The sequence below is a fragment of the Rufibacter aurantiacus genome (assembly GCF_017916345.1).
Lineage (GTDB): Bacteria > Bacteroidota > Bacteroidia > Cytophagales > Hymenobacteraceae > Nibribacter > Nibribacter roseolus.
Genome location: NZ_JAFMSV010000004.1, coordinates 851,961 through 870,274 on the forward strand (window position 1 = coordinate 851,961; position 18,314 = coordinate 870,274).

Annotated in this window: 19 protein-coding genes; 13 read left to right on the forward strand and 6 right to left on the reverse strand. The window is 48.7% G+C overall.

Annotated elements, in window-relative coordinates:
- Positions 1-6: 6 nt before the first annotated feature.
- The 4 genes from J3P34_RS18320 to J3P34_RS18335 form a co-directional block, all read right to left on the reverse strand.
- Positions 7-726, reverse strand: coding sequence for an SAM-dependent methyltransferase (locus J3P34_RS18320; protein ID WP_210490045.1), 720 nt, complete (start codon positions 724-726; stop codon positions 7-9).
- Positions 727-955: 229 nt separating this feature from the next.
- Positions 956-1,723 (reverse strand): alpha/beta fold hydrolase, encoded by a 768-nt coding sequence (locus J3P34_RS18325; RefSeq protein WP_210490046.1) that lies wholly within the window; start codon positions 1,721-1,723, stop codon positions 956-958.
- A gap of 42 nt (positions 1,724-1,765) precedes the next feature.
- The gene (locus J3P34_RS18330; RefSeq protein ID WP_210490047.1) at positions 1,766-2,344 is read right to left on the reverse strand and encodes a PH domain-containing protein; all 579 of its coding nucleotides are present in this window, start codon (positions 2,342-2,344) and stop codon (positions 1,766-1,768) included.
- 70 nt (positions 2,345-2,414) lie between these two features.
- Complete coding sequence (locus tag J3P34_RS18335; RefSeq protein ID WP_210490048.1) at positions 2,415-3,131, reverse strand: pyridoxine 5'-phosphate synthase; 717 nt, start codon at positions 3,129-3,131, stop codon at positions 2,415-2,417.
- A 125-nt stretch (positions 3,132-3,256) separates the two neighbouring features.
- Between J3P34_RS18335 and J3P34_RS18340 the strand changes: the two genes are divergently transcribed.
- From J3P34_RS18340 to J3P34_RS18400, 13 genes are all read left to right on the forward strand, one after another.
- Entirely contained in the window at positions 3,257-3,718 is a 462-nt protein-coding gene (locus tag J3P34_RS18340; protein ID WP_210490049.1) for a GatB/YqeY domain-containing protein, read from the forward strand.
- Between the two features lie 12 nt (positions 3,719-3,730).
- The gene (locus J3P34_RS18345; RefSeq protein ID WP_210490050.1) at positions 3,731-4,240 is read left to right on the forward strand and encodes a CvpA family protein; all 510 of its coding nucleotides are present in this window, start codon (positions 3,731-3,733) and stop codon (positions 4,238-4,240) included.
- A gap of 184 nt (positions 4,241-4,424) precedes the next feature.
- Positions 4,425-4,997, forward strand: coding sequence for an anthranilate synthase component II (locus J3P34_RS18350; RefSeq protein ID WP_210490051.1), 573 nt, complete (start codon positions 4,425-4,427; stop codon positions 4,995-4,997).
- Between the two features lie 38 nt (positions 4,998-5,035).
- Complete coding sequence (locus J3P34_RS18355; protein ID WP_210462981.1) at positions 5,036-5,806, forward strand: alpha/beta fold hydrolase; 771 nt, start codon at positions 5,036-5,038, stop codon at positions 5,804-5,806.
- On the forward strand, positions 5,796-6,461 hold the full coding sequence (locus tag J3P34_RS18360) for a CBS domain-containing protein (RefSeq protein WP_210462982.1): 666 nt from the start codon (positions 5,796-5,798) through the stop codon (positions 6,459-6,461). The genes J3P34_RS18355 and J3P34_RS18360 overlap by 11 nt, the downstream gene beginning before the upstream one ends.
- Before the next feature lie 77 nt (positions 6,462-6,538).
- On the forward strand, positions 6,539-7,417 hold the full coding sequence (locus J3P34_RS18365) for an NAD kinase (RefSeq protein ID WP_210490052.1): 879 nt from the start codon (positions 6,539-6,541) through the stop codon (positions 7,415-7,417).
- 121 nt (positions 7,418-7,538) lie between these two features.
- The gene (locus tag J3P34_RS18370; protein ID WP_246853774.1) at positions 7,539-8,513 is read left to right on the forward strand and encodes a DUF6089 family protein; all 975 of its coding nucleotides are present in this window, start codon (positions 7,539-7,541) and stop codon (positions 8,511-8,513) included.
- A 28-nt stretch (positions 8,514-8,541) separates the two neighbouring features.
- Entirely contained in the window at positions 8,542-9,315 is a 774-nt protein-coding gene (gene porG / locus J3P34_RS18375) for a type IX secretion system protein PorG (RefSeq protein ID WP_246853775.1), read from the forward strand.
- A 73-nt stretch (positions 9,316-9,388) separates the two neighbouring features.
- Positions 9,389-10,141: an undecaprenyl pyrophosphate synthase gene (gene uppS / locus J3P34_RS18380; RefSeq protein WP_210490054.1), complete on the forward strand. Its 753-nt coding sequence runs from the start codon at positions 9,389-9,391 to the stop codon at positions 10,139-10,141.
- Positions 10,142-10,176: 35 nt separating this feature from the next.
- Entirely contained in the window at positions 10,177-12,717 is a 2,541-nt protein-coding gene (locus tag J3P34_RS18385; protein WP_246853776.1) for a BamA/OMP85 family outer membrane protein, read from the forward strand.
- A gap of 29 nt (positions 12,718-12,746) precedes the next feature.
- On the forward strand, positions 12,747-13,436 hold the full coding sequence (locus tag J3P34_RS18390; RefSeq protein ID WP_210490056.1) for an OmpH/Skp family outer membrane protein: 690 nt from the start codon (positions 12,747-12,749) through the stop codon (positions 13,434-13,436).
- Between the two features lie 19 nt (positions 13,437-13,455).
- The gene (locus tag J3P34_RS18395) at positions 13,456-14,067 is read left to right on the forward strand and encodes an OmpH/Skp family outer membrane protein (RefSeq protein WP_210462988.1); all 612 of its coding nucleotides are present in this window, start codon (positions 13,456-13,458) and stop codon (positions 14,065-14,067) included.
- A gap of 93 nt (positions 14,068-14,160) precedes the next feature.
- The gene (locus J3P34_RS18400) at positions 14,161-15,231 is read left to right on the forward strand and encodes an RluA family pseudouridine synthase (protein WP_210490057.1); all 1,071 of its coding nucleotides are present in this window, start codon (positions 14,161-14,163) and stop codon (positions 15,229-15,231) included.
- Positions 15,232-15,651: 420 nt separating this feature from the next.
- On the opposite strand, the gene J3P34_RS18405 is transcribed toward J3P34_RS18400, so the two are convergent.
- Together J3P34_RS18405 and J3P34_RS18410 are read right to left on the reverse strand one after the other, a co-directional pair.
- Entirely contained in the window at positions 15,652-17,013 is a 1,362-nt protein-coding gene (locus J3P34_RS18405; RefSeq protein ID WP_210490059.1) for a tetratricopeptide repeat protein, read from the reverse strand.
- A gap of 178 nt (positions 17,014-17,191) precedes the next feature.
- Positions 17,192-18,139 (reverse strand): PstS family phosphate ABC transporter substrate-binding protein, encoded by a 948-nt coding sequence (locus J3P34_RS18410; RefSeq protein ID WP_210462991.1) that lies wholly within the window; start codon positions 18,137-18,139, stop codon positions 17,192-17,194.
- Between the last annotated feature and the right edge of the window lie 175 nt (positions 18,140-18,314).

Below are 18,314 nucleotides of genomic sequence, written 5' to 3' on the forward strand. Positions count from 1 at the left end.
CAAAGATCAACGTCTGTAAATCAGGAAGACGGCGGGTTGTTTGTGCAGGTCCGGCACTTTTCCTTTCCAGTCGGCGACCCGCAGGGTTTTGATGAACTCATTGGGACCGGTGATGTTGGCCGCGATGCAGAGTTTGGTGTCTTTGCTCAGGTTCTGCAGCAGATCGTCAATCATCTGTTTGTTGCGGTAGGGCGTCTCCATGAAAATCTGCGTCTGGTCCTTCACTGCCATCTCTTTCTCCAACTCTTTAACCGCCTGAATACGGTCGCGCTTCTCAATGGGCAGGTAGCCGTGGAAAGCGAACGACTGCCCGTTGAATCCTGAGGCCATCAAACCCATCAGAATCGCCGAAGGTCCCACCAGCGGCACCACCTTCACGCCGTGCTGGTGCGCCAATCGCGCCAACTCTGCCCCTGGATCTGCCACACCGGGACAACCTGCCTCCGAGATCACGCCTGCGTCTTGGCCAGCCAAAAGCGGTTTCAGGGCAGCCGTCAACTCGGCATTAGAGGAATTCTTGTCGATGACGGTGATTTGCAGTTCTTCTATGGTCTGGCTGGGCGCAATGGATTTGATGTAGCGCCGCGCAGTGCGGGCATTCTCCACCAGAAAGTATTTGAGCTGAGCCGTGACCTCGGCCACCTGCCGGCAAATGACCGCCGATGCCGTGTCCTCAGCGAGAACGGTTGGAATTAAGAAAAGAGTGCCTTTGGCGGGAGTGCTCATGTTTCTTCGGTATTTTATCTAAAAGCGGCTCAAAACAGGTGACGCAGCTAATGCCACTTTTATCATCTGGGTTATTCCATTTTTATGGCCTGGATAGTTCCCCATTTATATTCTGGATTATTCCCTTTTGTCATCCTGGAAGGATCTTGTGGGCGAACTAGATAGACCTTGGCTCAGGCGCGATCATCGTTTCGGGTTCAGGATCCTCAAAATGACCTGAAAGTAGCCTCTACTTTTGCAAGAATTCCATAGTCAAGCGGTAGAACTCCTGGGGCTGCTCGGCGTGGAGCCAGTGGCCGGCATTCTCAATGGTCTGGATGGTAGCGTTGGGGAACAAGGACTGAATCTGTGGCAAATCCTGCTCTGGTTTGATGTAGCGCGAGTTGCCGCCGCGCAGGAACAGGGTGGGTTTGGTGAAAGGCGTCTCAGATTCAACGTTGCCCAGGATCTTGTCCAGGTTCTGCTCAATGGCATTCAGGTTCAGGCGCCAGCCGAAGGTGTTGTCGTCTTTGCGGTACAGGTTCTTGAGCAGGAACATGCGGGTCCCGAAGTCCTCTACCTTTTGGGCAAGTTGGTCATCGGCCTCCTGACGGTTTTGGATGGTATTCAAATCAATGGACCGGAAACCGGCAATGATGTCATCGTGGTGCGGCGGATAGGCTTTGGGTGCGATATCGGCTATCAGAAGTTTGGAAAGTCTTTCTGAGTGCTGCAGCGCGAAGTTCATGGATACCTTGCCGCCCATGGAATGCCCGATAAGGTAGGCATCCTGCAGTTGGTGCTGGTCAAAGAACTCCACCAGGTCATCGGTCATGAGTTGATAGCTGAACTCTGGGGTGTGCGGCGAGCGGCCGTGGTTGCGCAGGTCCACCAGGTACACTTTATAGGTTTTGGATAACTCCCGGCCCAGCGTCTGCCAGTTATCCAGGGTGCCGAAGAGTCCGTGCAGAATAAGGAGGGGTTGGCCTTCGCCTAAAACTTTATAATTTAATTCCATGGTCTGGAGAGATAATTTGCGAAGTTGGGTTTCTGGCCTGTTTTACAGAAAACAGACCCATTTCGTTTTGGTTTGATACGGCACGCGCGGCCAAAGGGCTTTGAGCTGCTCCAGATCAATAAGCAGGGAAGTGACTTTTACCTGCTGTCCATCGGTGAACGTGATAATCAGGTATCGGTAAGAACTCCAGAAGAAGCGCTTGCTGGGGCATTGTACCTCCGTGATCTCTCTGATGTGCTGTTGATTGAGCAGGTACCGGCCGCCGGGCTGCAGGAGCAAAGCGCTGTTAGTCTCCTTCTCCAGTTCCAGGGCATTTTCCCGCTCGTGGCTCCAGTACTGGAAATGCACCAGCAGGGTAGGCACCGCGAAGAGGAACAACAGGGTACCCAGCCCAATGGCGATGGCGGTTTCCAGCGGCGTCACGTTGGGGTCGCGCAGGAGCGTGCCCAACATGGTGCCGCCCAGCCAGAAACTAAGCAACGACCAAAACACCATTTTGAATTGGCGCATGGGCGAGAGATAGTGCACGCGCTGCTGTTTCCTGAATAGCCAGGAAAAGAACCGCACGCCGTAATTCGCCGCTATGGCCAGAGCCGCTATCTTCAGCAGCAGCCCTAACATGACTTTGGTGCGCTAGACTTCGTTTTGAAGCTGTTTTCTGGAAATGGGGCCGTAAACGGGGAGTGTGGCATTAGTAGTTGAGTTGGCGCAGGTACAACTGGATGGTGTTCTCCAGGCCGTAGTACAAGGCATCGCAGATGAGCGCGTGCCCGATGGAGACCTCGTCTAGGTTGGGCAGTTGTTCTCTGAGGTAGCGCAGGTTGTCCAGGTCCAGGTCATGGCCGGCGTTCAGGCCTAAGCCTACTTGCTGGGCCACGCGGGCGGCCTCGGTGTACGGTTTCACGGCGGCCTCGCGGCCGGAGTGGTATTGGTGGGCGTAGGCCTCGGTGTAGAGTTCAATGCGATCGGTACCGGTGAGGGCGGCGCCTTCCACCTGCGCGTTCACGGGATCCACGAAGATGGAGGTCCGGATGCCTTCGGCTTTGAACTGACCTATGACGTCAATGAGAAAATCCTTGTGCTTGAGTGTGTCCCAGCCGGCGTTGGAGGTGATGGCATCGGGAGCATCGGGCACCAGCGTCACCTGCTCGGGCTTCACGGCCAGCACCAGTTTGATGAAATCGGGGGTGGGGTTGCCTTCAATGTTGAACTCGGTGGTCACAACGGCTTTCAGGTCGTATACATCCTGGAACCGGATGTGCCGCTCGTCGGGCCGCGGGTGCACCGTGATGCCCTGCGCCCCGAATCGTTCGCAGTCCAGCGCCGTTTGTACTACATTTGGCCGGTTGCCGCCGCGTGCGTTCCGTAGCGTGGCTATTTTATTTATATTTACGCTCAGTTTCGTCATGTTGGTCTTACGTTAGCGTTCCATTCTTTGGATGGGGCAAAGATAAAAGAAACTTGGCGTCACTTTCCATAATGATTTCTGACCCCGGTGTCGTGGCACCAGACACTATTTATACCTATAAAACTATGAGCTTGAAAGAAAAAGTAGAAGCCGGCATTAAGCAAGCCATGTTGGCCAAAGATAAGACCCGTCTGCAAGCCCTGCGCGCCATCAAATCCCAGATTCTGCTGGCCGAGACCGAGAAAGGCGGGGTGCAGGCCCTTACCCCAGACACCGAGCTGAAACTTTTGACCAAAGCCGCCAAGCAGCGCCGCGAGTCAGCTGAGGTGTATCGCGCCCAGAACCGTACCGACCTGGAGGAGGTGGAAATGGCTGAACTGGCTGTGATTGAGGAATTCCTGCCCCAGCAACTGGATGAGGGAGACCTGCGCGAGCGTCTGTTGGAAATCATCCAGCGCGTGGGTGCCCTGGGACCTTCTGATATGGGCAAAGTGATGGGCGTAGCTTCCCGCGAACTGGCCGGCCAAGCCGATGGTCGCGCGATCTCCAATGCTGTGAACGCGCTGCTGAACAACACAAACGCCTAAGAAGAACCCCGCGTGAGTACATTTGACCTTTTCCTGTTGCTGCCGGTAGCTTACGGCGCTTTCAAAGGTTTTTTCAAAGGGCTGGTGCTGGAGATCGCGTCTTTGGCGACTCTGATCATCCTTACCGTTTTCGGGATGAAGCTTGTGGGCGTGTTAACGCCGCCCATCCATGAGTGGCTGGGCGACAACGCCGGGTTCCTGCCCTTTCTGCCGTACCTGGTGGTGTTCATCGGGATTGGGTTTGCGGTAAGGGCCATTGGCATGGTCATCAAGAAAGCCGTGCACCTCACACCGCTCGGTCTAATGGACAATGTTATCGGAGCTCTCATCGGGGCCTTGAAGTGGGGTTTCTGTATCTGCCTCCTGGTGTACTTTGCCCACGCCACCGGGCTGGACCTGACGTTTCAATCTGTTCGGGACTCTGAGGTGTACCCCTATTACCTGGATGCCGCGCCCAGCGCCTGGTCCTTCGTGCAATGGATCATCCCGTTCGGGCGCGAGGCGCTGGAGTCTTTCGGTTAAAAACCAGTTTTCCCGTTTTAGGGCAGCTTTGCTAAAAACACCGTTGAAACGGGGGCAATATTTTATAAAAGCACCCGGTAATCGGATAAATTGAATTGTTTTTCGTTCCTGTTTTAGACCTGTTCTATGGATAACGGGCCTAAAACAGGAACATCTTTTTTCATTTCTCTGCGTTTTCTTCTCTGTGCTGCTGCTTTTAGACAACTTTGATTCTTTCACCTACAACCTCTATGATTATTTCAGGCAGTTGGGCGTAGTGGTAGAGGTGCGCCGCAACGATGTGCCGCTGGAGGAACTCAAGGCTATGCCGCTGGATGGGATTGTGCTGTCACCGGGGCCGGGTACGCCTGAGCGGGCCGGCGTAATGCCCGCTGTCATAGACTATTACCATGATCGGCTTCCCATGCTGGGCATCTGTCTGGGGCACCAGGCGCTGGGGCAGTTCTTCGGGGCCAAAGTGGTGAAAGGCTTGCGGCCGATGCACGGCAAAATTTCTGAGATATACTGCGCGCCGGACCCCATCTTTGCGGGGCTTCCTTCCAGGATACCGGTGGTACGCTACCATTCGCTGGTGGTGCAGGAGTCTCCGGCAGACCTGGTGCCGCTGGCGCAAACCGCTGAGGGCGAGCTTATGGCGTTCAGGCACGCGCACTTACCTTTATATGCTTTGCAATTCCACCCAGAGGCCGCCCTTACCCAACACGGACTGGAAATGCTCAGAAATTGGGTGAATATTGCTAATATTACATCCCTATAATTGTTTCTACTTACTATCAATACAAGCGATTTTCTCACATGGACTTGGAAATCAAGAAGGAAGGCGGGTTTGAGTACATAGATGAAGGCGAAGGCGAAGTGCTTTTGCTCTTGCACGGGTTGTTTGGCGCGTTGAGTAACTGGCAGGGAGTGGTCTCTTATTTCCATAAAAACTACCGCGTGGTTATTCCGCTCATGCCCCTGTACGAGATGCCTTTGCCGCAGGCCAGCGTTCCCGGCTTGGTGGAGTTCGTGGAGGATTTCATCTCCTACAAAAAACTGACAGACCTGACCTTGCTAGGCAATTCGCTGGGCGGCCATGTGGCCCTGGAGTTCGCCTTAAAACGCCCCGAGCATGTGAAACGCCTGGTGCTCACCGGTAGCTCAGGCTTGTTTGAGGATTCCATGGGTGGTTCGTTCCCTAAGCGCGGTAACTATGAGTTTGTGAAAGAACGCATAGAGTACACGTTCTATGACCCGGCCGTGGCTACCCCAGAACTGGTGGATGAGGTTTTTGACATCACCAACAGCAATCCCAAAGTGCTCCGTATCATCTCCATCGCCAAATCGGCACAGCGCAACAACCTGGGCAAGGACTTGGGTGGGATCAAGGCGCCTACCTTGCTTATTTGGGGTCTCAATGACACCATCACGCCGCCTATGGTGGCCCATGAATTCAACAGATTGATCCAGAAATCAGAGCTTCGTTTTATAGACCATTGCTGCCACGCACCTATGATGGAACATCCGGAGGCCTTTAACAGTATCTTAGAGGAATTCCTGTTAAAGACTGCTGCCTATGATAGCTGAAGAATTGATAAACCAGATGGTTCCGCCCCTCAAACTCTCTGACACCGGTGAGAAAGCGGTACGTTGGATGGATGAGTTCCGGCTGAACCAATTGCCTGTGGTGAAGAACCGGAAGTACCTGGGTCTGGTAACCGAAGAAAACGTCCTGGAGGCCAAGAACCCCGAGGCGGTTTTAGAGAACATTCCCTTTGATTTTGAGCATGTGCACGTGCAACAGAATCAGCACTTTTACAACGTGATGGAATTGGCCATCAAGAACAAAGTGCAGGTGGTGCCGGTACTAGATGACCTGCAAGAATACCTGGGGGTTATCACGGTAAGTGACACCATTTCGGCGTTCGGGCAAATGTCCGCCATCCAGGGGCAGGGCGGTATTCTGGTGCTCTGCATGGCAGAACGAGATTACTCTTTGAGTGAAATCAGCCGTCTAGTAGAGTCTAACAACGCCAAAATTCTGAGCGCCAACGTCTCGCCAGACGAGGTGGATATCTTCAAGATAAAGCTCACTCTAAAGATAAATACCGGCGACCTTACCCGTATTGTGGCTACCCTGGAGCGGTTTGGATATAAGATTACCGCGCAGTTCCAGGATACTTCCAGCGCCCCGCAAGACCAGGACAGGCTGGACATGCTTTTACGGTATTTGAATATTTAAATTTCCTATATAAGCAAACACCCTATATATTTGTCTTGATATTGAATGTGTTGCAATATCTTTGATCTGAGTACACCATGAAAATAGCAATAGTCGGGAAGCCAGTAAAAGAGGAAGTGATTCCTTTTGTGCGCCGGCTAATGGATATTCTGGTGCAGCAAGGCATTGAACTTACGGTGGCAGATCATTTTGTGGAGTCGTTGGCTCCCTTCACTTCTGTGCCCAGCCAAGCCGAGGTTTTTACCCGTGATACCAGTCTGCAGGACGTGACTTACATGCTCAGTCTGGGCGGTGATGGAACCTTGCTAGATGCGGTTACCTACGTAGGGGCTTTGCAAATTCCTATTATGGGCATTAACATGGGGCGCCTGGGATTCCTGGCATCAGTCCCTTATGCTCAGTTGGAAATGGCTCTTGATGCTTTGCTCAAAGGGCATTTTACCCTGGAAGATAGATCTCTCATTCATCTGGACAGCGATCAGGAGGTATTTGAGGGCAAGAACTTCGGGTTGAATGAGTTCTCGATCTTGAAGCGGGATACGTCCTCCATGATTGCCGTGCATACGTACATCGACGGGGAATATTTAAATTCTTATTGGGCAGACGGCCTGATAGTGGCAACTCCAACTGGTTCCACGGGATACTCGCTTTCTTGTGGAGGTCCTGTGATGATGCCGCAGACAAACAATTTTGTAATCTCTCCCGTATGCCCTCATAACTTGAACGTACGGCCTTTGGTGGTCTCAGACAAAAGCGTGATTTCTTTTGAGATTGAGGGCAGAAGCACCCGGTATCTGGTTTCTCTGGATTCCAGGTCCAAGCCGGTAGATGCTTCCATTCAGTTAGCGGTACGGAGAGAGGACTTCAATGCAAGGCTGGTGAAGTTGAATCAAGTCAATTTTCTGACTACTCTTAGAACTAAGATGCACTGGGGGCTTGATCAAAGGAATGGTTAAATAAAATTAAAATATAAAAAAATCCTATATACCTGTTTGAGGTATAAAAAAAAGGTATAATTTTGTTCGTTGCGGAGCAATCATTGTTTTGCAAATTAAATAGTAAACCGGTAATAAGTTGATGAAATCAGTAACAGTTGATGGCATGAAGAAATTTTTCTCTACTTCTTTAATATTGTTTGTTCTCTTTATGGCTGCTCTTCCGGAGGCGGAAGCTCAGCGTTTTAGTAGAAGAAACCTTTACAATAGTGTAGGGGTTAGCTTAAATGCCATGAATTATTTTGGCGATGTTACCCCTGAGTCTGATTTTACCAGCTTACGCCTTGCTTCAACCCGGCCAAGTATCTCAGTGAACTTTACCCGAAAATTCACTCCGAGAATCTATGGCCGCGCTGCTCTTTCCTGGGGTAGAATCACCGGTGACGACAGCAAAAGCGCTGATTTCTCAGAGCCAGAGAACGAGCCAAGATACAAGCGTAACCTAAGCTTCAGAAATGATATTAAGGAGTTGAGCGTGCAAGGTATTGTTGACCTGTTTGAGAACCGCAGAACTTTCATGCGCCGCCCTGACTTTACACCATATGCCTTCCTGGGAGTAGCAGTGTTCCACCACAACCCCAAAGCTTATTATGACGGAACAGATCCACGTCTACCTGCTGGTTGGTATGAACTGCAGCCTTTAGGAACTGAAGGTCAGTACGCCAATGGAGCAGGTTATCCAGAACCATACAAAAAGATTCAATTTGCTATTCCTTTTGGTTTAGGGGTGAAATACAAGCTTGCCAGATACTGGGATCTTGGCTTTGAGATCACCTGGCGCAAAACCTTCACTGACTACCTGGATGACGTAAGTACCGTTTACGCTGATAAGAGTGACCTGAGTACAGCCGCTGCTATCTTGTCTGACAGAAGTGCCGATAACTCTAGAGCTAGCCAGTACCCAATCATTACTGAGAATGGTTATAGAAGAATAAATGGTTATGGTGCCAAAGGTGACCAAAGAGGTGACGTGTCTGATGACGACTGGTACATCACTACCGGTTTTTCTTTAAATTATATTCTGACTCCTGCACGAAGAGGACCGAAATTCCGTTAATACGGAAACACCTTCTGATTTTGAGTAAATGATTTTAAAAACAGTACGCACACTCCTTGTTTGCACCTTGGTACAAATAGGGAGTGTTTTTTTTGCCTTGCCCGCAACAGCGCAGCAACAGACGGGACAGCCCAAAACTACCAGTGAGTTAGGGATTGGTATTGGTGGAGTTGTCTATAAAGGTGATATAGCGCCCAGATACCGCTTGAAGAGTAACCGGCCGGCGCTTAACATTTTCTATAAGAAGGATATCTCCAATGCCGTAGCCTGGAAAGTAGGTTTGCTCCTTGGTAAGATAAAGGCTAAGGATGAGGATTTTACCGATAACCCTTCTTTCCTGGCCAGGGAACTGCCTCTGTCTATGTACAGGCAAGCAACTGTGACTACCAGTATTCTTGAGCTGAGTGGCGGCATCGACTATAAGTTTCTGGACTACTATGATTTCAGGCGGCCTATCAGGTGGACTCCTTACTTCACTGTAAGCGTAGCCGGTATAGTATACAACAACAAAACAATAGCCCAGAACCCTGCCATTATATATCCAACAGATGCAGACAAGCAGCAGGCGTATAGAACCGGTTTCGCTTTGGCTGTTCCGGTGGGGGCAGGGGTGAAGTATGCCCTTTCTGAGCGTTGGAACCTTGGGTTTGAAGCCGGCGTGAGGGTTCTCTTCACAGATGCCTTTGATAATCTCACCGATCAGAATGAGCAGGTCATGAACCCTAACAGCAGAGACTTGTATTTCTACAATGGGGTTAGTATCTCATACACCTTCTATAAGATCAACTGCCCCGTTAAGTAAAAGAAGACAGGGGGTGTGGATAATAAGTAAAAAGTGCTAAGCTTTTCCTAAATTGCATTGAAATTTCTTTTTAATGAGCCTGAAGGAAAAGATAGACATAGGCAATTTGCCCCAACATATTGCCGTTATCATGGATGGAAACGGTAGATGGGCAAAGAAAAAGGGGAACCTTAGGATTTTTGGCCATCAGAATGCCATCACTGCCGTGCGCGAAACGGTGGAGGCGGCGGCAGAACTGGGAGTTCACTATTTAACGCTCTACGCATTCTCCACAGAAAACTGGTCAAGGCCTAAATATGAAGTAGAGGCCCTGATGCAGTTGTTGGTGAGCACCATCCGCAAGGAAACCGAGACCTTGAATAAGAACAATATCCGGCTGCAGTCTATTGGCGATTTAGCAGCCTTGCCTCAGGCTTGCCGTAAGCAGTTGGAAGAGGCAATCCAGATTACCAGCCAAAATACCCGGATGACCCTGGTCCTGGCTCTGAGCTACAGCGGCCGTTGGGAGTTGGTAAATGCCATGCAGAGGATGGCTTCTTTGGTTAAAGCCGGGGAACTGGAACCTGAGGCTATCAATGAGCGCATAGTACAGGATTATCTGAATACCTTTGGTATGCCAGACCCGGAGCTTTTAATCAGGACCAGCGGGGAGCAGAGAATAAGTAACTTTTTGCTTTGGCAGCTTGCCTATACAGAATTGTATATTACAGATCTTCTCTGGCCAGATTTCAGGAAAGAGCATCTTTATGAAGCCATACTTGCTTTTCAGCAGCGCGAACGCCGCTTTGGGAAGACAAGCGAACAATTACAAAAAGCACATTCTTAATGAGTAAGTATTTTTGGCTGTTATGCCTGTTAGTAATGTCTGGTGTAACTGCTAATGCGCAGATCAGACTAGGGGTTGGCAGCAGCAATGCCGCTACCATTGATTACGCAAATCCCCGGAAATATAAGATTGGCGGTATCACGGTGAGTGGTGCCAAGTTCCTTGATCCTACTACGTTGATTTCTCTTACCGGGTTAAGGATAGGGGATGAGATTGATGTGCCGGGTGATGCTATCAGCAGAGCCATCCAAAAACTTTGGGATCAGGGAATCTTGGGCGGGGTAGATGTGCGCGCCACTAAAATTGAGGGAGACAATATTTTCCTTGACTTCTTCCTAACTGAGCGCCCCCGGTTATCCCGTTTTGATTTTTCCGGTGCTACCAAATCCCAGGCTGAGGATCTGCAGAAATCAATTTCTTTGAACAAGGGCAGGGTAGTGACAGACGCACTGTTGAACTCTACCCGCACCACGGTGCAGAAGTTCTTCCAGGACAAAGGGTACCTGAATGCCCAGGTGGTAATCAGACAAACCCCAGACTCAGTCATCGCAAACAGCGTGGCGCTGGAGATAAGAGTAGATAAAGGAGAGAAGGTACGTATTGGGGAACTGGACATTGAGAGAATCAACGCCGCTACCGGTCAAAGCAGAAAAGAAGGTTTCGGAGGCTTTATCTCGGGTATCTGGAGTGACGAGGACGAAATGTTCAGTGAGTCACAACTGAAGCGGAAGCTGAAGAAGACCAAGGAAAAGAAATTCTATAAGATTTTCACCGGCGCCAAATTCAACAAAACCGAGTTTGAAGCGGATAAGAAGCTCCTGCTTGACTTCTATAACTCAGAAGGTTTCCGTGATGCAGCCATCGTATCAGATTCTATTTACAAGATCAGCGATGACCGTATAGGCATCAAGATTGTAGTGGATGAAGGCCGCAGGTATTATTACCGCAACATTAGCTGGAGCGGAAACTACCTGTATGATGATGCCATGCTGGCCAGGGTACTGGGGCTGAACAAAGGTGATGTTTACAACAGAGAAGAACTAGACAAGCGCCTGAACTACAATCCTAACGGAAACGACATCACCTCTTTATACATGGATGACGGTTACCTGTTCTTCCAGATTGAGCCGGTAGAGGTTGCTGTAGACGGAGATTCCATAGATATTGAAATGCGTCTGAGCGAAGGTTCTCAGGCCACTATCAACAGTATTTCAGTAACTGGTAACACCAAAACCAGTGACCATGTGATTCTTCGGGAATTGCGTACGTTGCCTGGCCAGAACTTCAGCAGATCTGCCTTGATTCGTTCGCAGCGTGAACTTTCCAACCTTGGTTATTTTGACCCGGAGAAAATTGGTATGGAGCCAGTTCCAAACCCTGAGAATGGAACGGTAGATATCCGCTACACCGTTGAGGAACGGCCTAATGACCAGATTACACTTTCTGGTGGTTGGGGTGGTGGCCTTGGTGCGGTAGGAACTGTGGGCTTGGTGTTGAACAACTTCTCATTACGCAAAGCTACAGACTGGAAGCAGTGGAGGCCGGTTCCGTCCGGCGATGGGCAGCGTCTGGCTTTGAACATTCAGGCAAATGGTAAGCGTTACCAGTCTTACTCATTGTCCTTTACTGAGCCTTGGTTGGGCGGGCGCCGTCCTAACTCTCTAACGGTAAGTTTGAGCAAATCCATCCAGCGCTATACACAACAGGATGAGTTTGGCCAGGCAGAAAATGCTTTCATTGATATCTCGGGGGCTAGTGTGAACCTGGGTAGAAGATTGCGTTGGCCAGATGACTATTTCACCTTAAGTAATTCAATTTCTTACTTCAGGTATAATATGAGCAACGGATCTACCATCTTTAGAGGGTACGCCGAGGCAGACCAAATCAGAGATGCGAACAACATCTCGTTTATCACGTCTTTCGCCCGCTCTAGTATTGACAACCCAACTTATACCCGTTCCGGTTCTTCCATTGGCCTGAATGTGACCTTCACTCCGCCTTACTCTTTGTTTAGGAACAGCGTGAATAACTTCCAGTGGATTGAGTTCCACAAATGGATGTTTGATGCCTCTTGGTTCCATTCATTAAGCGGCGATGGCAAACTGGTACTGAATACCCGTGCTCACTTTGGCTTCATCGGGACATACAGTTCTAAAGGAGTAATCGGGCCGTTTGAGCGCTTCAAGTTGGGTGGCTCTGGTTTAGGCGGTGGTTCATTCATTGTGGCCACAGATTACATTGGCTTGAGAGGTTATGAAGACGAAAGTATCACACCTAATGCGGCCGGTGGTATCGCCTTTAACAAATACGTAGCAGAACTGCGCTACCCGGTTTCATTGAACCCAGCAGCAACGGTGTTTGTCCTTGGATTTGCTGAAGCTGGTAATAACTTTGGTACTTACCGTGAATACGATCCTTTCAAACTGTATCGTTCTGTAGGGGTAGGCGCCAGGGTGTTTATGGCGGCCTTCGGTTTGCTAGGCTTTGACTACGGATGGGGACTTGACACCGTGCCAGGACGCCCAGGTGCTAACGGCGGTCAATTCCACTTTATCATAGGTCAGCAAATCAGATAATTGGAACAGAATTTGTTAAGATAGAAGTGATGAAGAAGTTAAAGTGCTTTATGGTGATGGGTTTGTTCCTTCTGTTTGGGAAGGAGGTAAATGCGCAGCGCTTTGGCTATATTGATTCTGGTTTTATCTTGCAGAAAATGCCCGCTTACGCCAATGCCCAGGCCGAGGTGGAAAAGCTATCTCAGTCTTGGCAGAAGGAAATAGAGGGCATGCGGGCGGAACTTGAAAAGCTCCAAAAGAGTTATCAGGCTGAGGAGATTCTGTTAACGCCCGACATGAAAGTGAAGCGGCAAGAGGAGATCAACCGCAAGGAAACAGAACTTCGGGAATTCCAACGGAAGATGTTCGGTTTTGAGGGCTCTTTGTTTAAAAGACGCCAAGAACTGATAAAACCAGCGCAGGACCAGTTGTTTGAAGCGGTGGAGAAAATTGTAAGGCAACGCGGCCTCAACTTCATGTTTGACAAGTCTGGTGATATGGTGATGCTGTACACAGATCCCCGGCATGATTACACCGAATTTGTGCTGGAGGAACTTGGCCTGGCATCTAAAGAGCAGAATACCGCAGGGGCTCGCCCGGCAGATGCTTTGAAAGATGATCCGGCCGATGTACCGCCACTGCCGGAAGGGGCTGTTACCACAGAGAATCCTACCAACTCAAACAAGAAAGCTACGCCTTCCCGCAAAGCAACAACCCCAGTTAAAAAGAAAAACAATTAAACAAACTAAGTAACTTACAATGAACAAATTGAAATCTCTGTTAGTAGCCGCTTTTCTATTGGTAAGTGTGGCTTCTTTTGCACAGACAGGAACAGTTAAAATTGGCTATACCAATGCTAACTACATCATTAGCCAGCTACCTGAAAGCCGCCAGATTGAGTCTGATCTGAAAGCCCACAGCGGTCAATTGGAGAAAGAGCTTCAGAACAAGTACAAAGATTATCAGACTAAAGTAGAAGCTTATAAAAAAGGTGCCCCTACCATGACCGATGTGGTAAGAGCAGACAGAGAAAAAGAGCTTACTACCCTGCAGGCTTCTATTGAAGAATTCCAGCGTAACGCAGATGCTTCTTTGCAGAAAAAAGAGCAAGCTGCTTTAGAGCCAGTGATGAATAAAATCCAGAAGTCAATTGACAAAGTGGCTAAAGAAAACGGATACACCCACATCTTTACCGCCGAGGCTCTGTTGTACGGACCAGAGGATGGAAACAGCTTCACTGACCTGGTGTTGAAAGATCTTGGTGTAACGCCAGCTCCTAAAGGTTCTCCAGCTGCTTCTGCTGCTACCCCAGGTGCTTCTTCTCCTAAGCCTGCCGTGAACAACGCTGCTCCCGTGAAAAAGAAAAAATAAGGTTAATCCTTTCTAATACTCAAGAGCCGGTGACGATTATCGTTACCGGCTCTTTATTTTTGTGCTATATTTTAGAAAACAGGCTTAAAACGCATGCAACTACCTGACGCCCCAGAAGACGAGATTGAAGATTTGGCCTCCGCCGATTCTGATGAGTTATATGAGCACCACCGGATACAGGTAGACAAAGGCCAGGCACTGTTACGAGTAGACAAGTTCCTGATGGACCGTTTGCCTAACGTAACCCGTAACAAATTGCAGGATGCCATCAAAGCAGAGTCTGTACGCGTGAACGGAAAACCCACCAAGGCCAGCTATAAAGTAAAGCCTCTGGATGTGATTACCGTTACGCTGGCCAACCCTCCCCGCGACACAGATGTGGTGCCGGAGAATATTCCGCTCAACATTGTGTACGAAGACGAGGAGCTGATGATGATCAACAAGCCCGCCGGTATGGTGGTGCACCCCGCGTATAACAATTGGTCTGGTACGTTGGTGAACGGATTGGTGTATTACCTGCAGAACCTGCCCACCTCCAGAAACGGGGAGATCAGGCCCGGCCTGGTACACCGGATTGACAAAGATACCTCCGGCTTACTGGTAATTGCGAAGTCAGAGTTTGCTATGACTTACCTGGCCAAGCAGTTCTTTGACCATTCCATTGAAAGAACCTATTATGCCATTGTCTGGGGTGTTCCCGCCCAAGCAAAGGGTACAATTGTAGGGCACATCGGGCGCAGTGTAAAGGATAGGAAAGTAATGGCCGTTTACCCCGAGGGCGATTTCGGGAAGCCCGCCGTTACGCATTATGAGGTCTTGGAAAGCTTTACTTACTGCAGTCTTATCAAATGCAACCTGGAGACAGGGCGCACGCACCAGATTAGGGCCCATATGAAGTACATGGGGCACCCGCTATTCAATGATGCTACCTATGGAGGGGATAAGATTCTGAAAGGGCAGCAAACGGGTTCGTACAAGGCCTTTGTGCAGAATACCTTTGATTTGTTACCTAGGCAGGCCCTGCATGCCAAATCATTGGGCTTTATTCACCCAACTACCCAGCAATTTGTCTTTTTCGAATCAGAATTACCTTCAGATTTCGTGGCGGCTTTAGAAAAATGGAGACAATACGGGGAAGTGCTTCAGAACCGGATTCAAAGCTAGGAATGGGCCTTTATACCAGTCGCCCTTATAGCCTTTCGTATATTCATTTAACTCAATTGGATAGAAGAAGTAAAGCCTCATTTTATTTCTGTTTTTTGGAAAAGAGGCATAATACAGGTGAGAAGGAAGTTGCCAGAGTAGCACCAAAATGGCCTTAAAACTGGTTTGTCTATCTTAGAAAATGTAGCACCATCTTATTTTTTCAGCCTTCGATAAGATAATAGGGTGCATGGTTGTGGAAAGTGTCAGGAGTTGATTTCTCCGGATTGAAGTAAGTGTTGTTTTGCTGTAGTAGGTGCAAAAATTACCTGTTGATCTATTCTCTTTTCTATAGAAGCAGCAGTTATAAGGCAGTCATCATTGGACATAAAAAAAGCGTCTCTTATAGTAAGAGGCGCTTTTTTATGTTGTTAAAGAAGATTACTTCATGGCTTTCAATCCATTCAAACCGTTGGTGGCATCTGCGTTTGCCGGATCCAATGTTTTCACTTCTTGCCAGTGCTTCATGGCATTGGCTTTATCTTTTTTCAGATAATAGTAGTAGCCAAGATAGTTGTTAGCAGTGATCAAGTCTTTCTTGTACTTCTCCTTATCACCGGAAGTCAGCTTGATGAACTCCTCGTAGTGCGGTTTGGCCAGGCCTGCTTTTGTTTCAGGGTCTAAGCTATAGTTTACACGGGCTCTCCAGAAGTGACCGTACGCATAGGTAGGGTTCTTGGTGGTGATGATGGTGTATACACTATCCGCGGTTTTGAAGTCATCATTCAACTCATGGGCATAACCGTAGTAGAACAAATCTGTGTTGTTGGGAGGCGTGGTCGCGAACTTTGATTTGTATGCCTGGATCGCTTTAGGATAGTTCTTAAGAGCCAGGTATTGCTTGGCTAAAAGATCATCATAGAGCGGGTTTTTAGGATCAAGTTGTTTCGCTTTCTCAATGACAGCAACAGCCTCCTGTGGTTTCTTGTTCTCTACCAGAATGTTGGCATAGTACTCGTAGTCAGAAGGAATGCGCTTAGACTCATCATACTTATTGAAGTAAGCAGTAATGGCTTCTAAGGCTTTGTCATACTGTTTGGTGTCATAGTAGTTGTATGCCAACAAACGGTTCATGGCAATGTTGTTAGGATCGCTCTTCAGAACAGATTGAATCTCTGTCATGGCGTTAGGGTAATCCTTGGTAAGGTAAAGGATAGAAGCATACTTGGCACGGGTCTCTGGTGTGTTCTCAGCCATTGACACATACTTCTTGATGTACTCAGAGCTTTTCGCATACTGCTCGGCACGGTAGTACAACTCGGCTAACTCCAGGTAAGTAGGAGCGTAGTTTGGATCTGCGGCTACGGCAGCGTCCAAGGCTTCTTTGGCTTGGGTAAAGTTACGAGACTGTACGTACAGCTGTCCTTTGCGTAAATGGGCTTTGGCAAATTTGCCGTCTGCCGCCAAAGCTTTGTCATAGCTGGCCATAGCCTTTCCGCCATCTACGGTTTTGTTGTGCAGGTAAGCATCACCAAGCAACACAAACGCATTCGCGTTTTTAGTGTCTTTGCTGGTAGCCTCTTCCAGAAGTTTGATAGCCGGAGACAAATCTTTCACTCCTGATGTCACATACGCTTCACCAATCATGATCTTGACGTTGTTGTCTTTTGATTTGCTCAAGGCCAACGCTTTGTCAAAAAACTGCTGCGCTTCTGCCAGTTTGTTCTGCTCAAGGGCTGCTTTCCCTTGTTTCACCAAGCCGGCAGCAGAATTATCTTGTACAGCATAAGAAGCGAATATCAATTGATCCTGGGGGGATTGTATTGATGTTAGTTGTTTTTCAATCTTACCAGAACGCAGCCCATCATTATGTGCTGAGGCTCCAGCGGCAGTGAAGAAAGCGGCCGCCAAAACTCCATACGTCTTCCAGTTCTTAATCATTTGTCTTGGTTGTTAGTGTTAGTGAAACTCTAGTTAATTATTACTGTCTAAACCCTACTATCCGAACTGGCATAGAGGCTGGGACTAAGCCCGATTTTAAAATTATTCTTTGGCCCCGATCTCCTGATATGAAGGATGCAAAACCTGTGCCAAGTCCTGCGCGGGCCTCTTTGCTTACTATAAAAACCTCTCTGCGTAGTGGATAAGTTCCTTGGGCCAAATATCCTTGGTAAGGTTGGATGAAATCATCTTCAGAAGTAGGGTTCTCGTTTCTGCTGATTCCTACTACATTCACTTTTTTGAGAAAAGAAATAGCCGTGCTGTCGCGGCGGTCACTAATCCAGTTCACGCCTATGACGCCAATTGCGTTTCTGTTCTGTGCAACGTAGTCCACCAGGTTAGCATTAGAGGTGGATGCGTAAGTATTTGGCGGCAGAGGCTGCTTCAGGTTGATTGAGTCCAGGATGAAGCGGGCCGTACTAGAGTTACTGTTGTCAAACACAATGGTGATCTTGCCATCCTGGGCCTTGGGATCCAGTTGGCGCCAGGAGGTTGTCTTGCCCGTGAATATGCTTCTAACCTGTTGTAAGGTAAGGGTAGTGTCTGTGTTTTCCTTGTTTATGATAAGCGCTATCCCGTCTACCGCAATTTTGTTCATCCGGGGCGTAAGCTTGAGCTTCTCAAACTCAGCTTTCTCCCGGTCATTCAACTGACGGGCCATGATGGCAAACCTGATGGTGTCAGTAAGAAGGTCATGCACTACCTGGGCTTCCGGCTTATACACGGCTTGTACTTTAGCATATTTGTACAAGCCCTGGAACGTCTGGATCTGCGAGTCTATGATAGGTGCATAAGATTCATCTGCGCTTATCTTGATACTTCCTGACGTTGGAGTGTCTGTGTTCTTGTTCCCAGACTGACCGCACGAGAAAGTAGCAAGAGCCACACCTGCAGTAAATAGAAAAGTTAAAAGATTAATCTTCTTCATTTCGTCTGGTTTTTTTGAAGTACTGTTGGTACGCTCTCACAAATCTAATCAAACCGTAGAAAAGGAGGAGGCCTCCTAGTATATATTTATAATCCCTTGGGAAGGGGATTTGCCTTTCGGTAGAAAATAAAACGTACAAGCCAAAGCCAAAGTATAGAAGCACCATAAGCAGGGA

Bases quoted from the DNA above. Each gene is read 5' to 3' on its own strand.
- uppS (WP_210490054.1), top strand. From the start codon at position 9,389: ATGAGCCTGAAGGAAAAGATAGACATAGGCAATTTGCCCCAACATATT.
- J3P34_RS18400 (WP_210490057.1), top strand. From the start codon at position 14,161: ATGCAACTACCTGACGCCCCAGAAGACGAGATTGAAGATTTGGCCTCC.
- J3P34_RS18335 (WP_210490048.1), bottom strand. From the start codon at position 3,131: ATGACGAAACTGAGCGTAAATATAAATAAAATAGCCACGCTACGGAAC.
- J3P34_RS18330 (WP_210490047.1), bottom strand. From the start codon at position 2,344: ATGTTAGGGCTGCTGCTGAAGATAGCGGCTCTGGCCATAGCGGCGAAT.
- J3P34_RS18370 (WP_246853774.1), top strand. From the start codon at position 7,539: ATGAAATCAGTAACAGTTGATGGCATGAAGAAATTTTTCTCTACTTCT.
- J3P34_RS18395 (WP_210462988.1), top strand. From the start codon at position 13,456: ATGAACAAATTGAAATCTCTGTTAGTAGCCGCTTTTCTATTGGTAAGT.
- J3P34_RS18320 (WP_210490045.1), bottom strand. From the start codon at position 726: ATGAGCACTCCCGCCAAAGGCACTCTTTTCTTAATTCCAACCGTTCTC.
- J3P34_RS18325 (WP_210490046.1), bottom strand. From the start codon at position 1,723: ATGGAATTAAATTATAAAGTTTTAGGCGAAGGCCAACCCCTCCTTATT.
- J3P34_RS18355 (WP_210462981.1), top strand. From the start codon at position 5,036: ATGGACTTGGAAATCAAGAAGGAAGGCGGGTTTGAGTACATAGATGAA.
- J3P34_RS18385 (WP_246853776.1), top strand. From the start codon at position 10,177: ATGTCTGGTGTAACTGCTAATGCGCAGATCAGACTAGGGGTTGGCAGC.
- J3P34_RS18340 (WP_210490049.1), top strand. From the start codon at position 3,257: ATGAGCTTGAAAGAAAAAGTAGAAGCCGGCATTAAGCAAGCCATGTTG.
- J3P34_RS18410 (WP_210462991.1), bottom strand. From the start codon at position 18,139: ATGAAGAAGATTAATCTTTTAACTTTTCTATTTACTGCAGGTGTGGCT.
- J3P34_RS18365 (WP_210490052.1), top strand. From the start codon at position 6,539: ATGAAAATAGCAATAGTCGGGAAGCCAGTAAAAGAGGAAGTGATTCCT.
- porG (WP_246853775.1), top strand. From the start codon at position 8,542: ATGATTTTAAAAACAGTACGCACACTCCTTGTTTGCACCTTGGTACAA.
- J3P34_RS18390 (WP_210490056.1), top strand. From the start codon at position 12,747: ATGAAGAAGTTAAAGTGCTTTATGGTGATGGGTTTGTTCCTTCTGTTT.
- J3P34_RS18360 (WP_210462982.1), top strand. From the start codon at position 5,796: ATGATAGCTGAAGAATTGATAAACCAGATGGTTCCGCCCCTCAAACTC.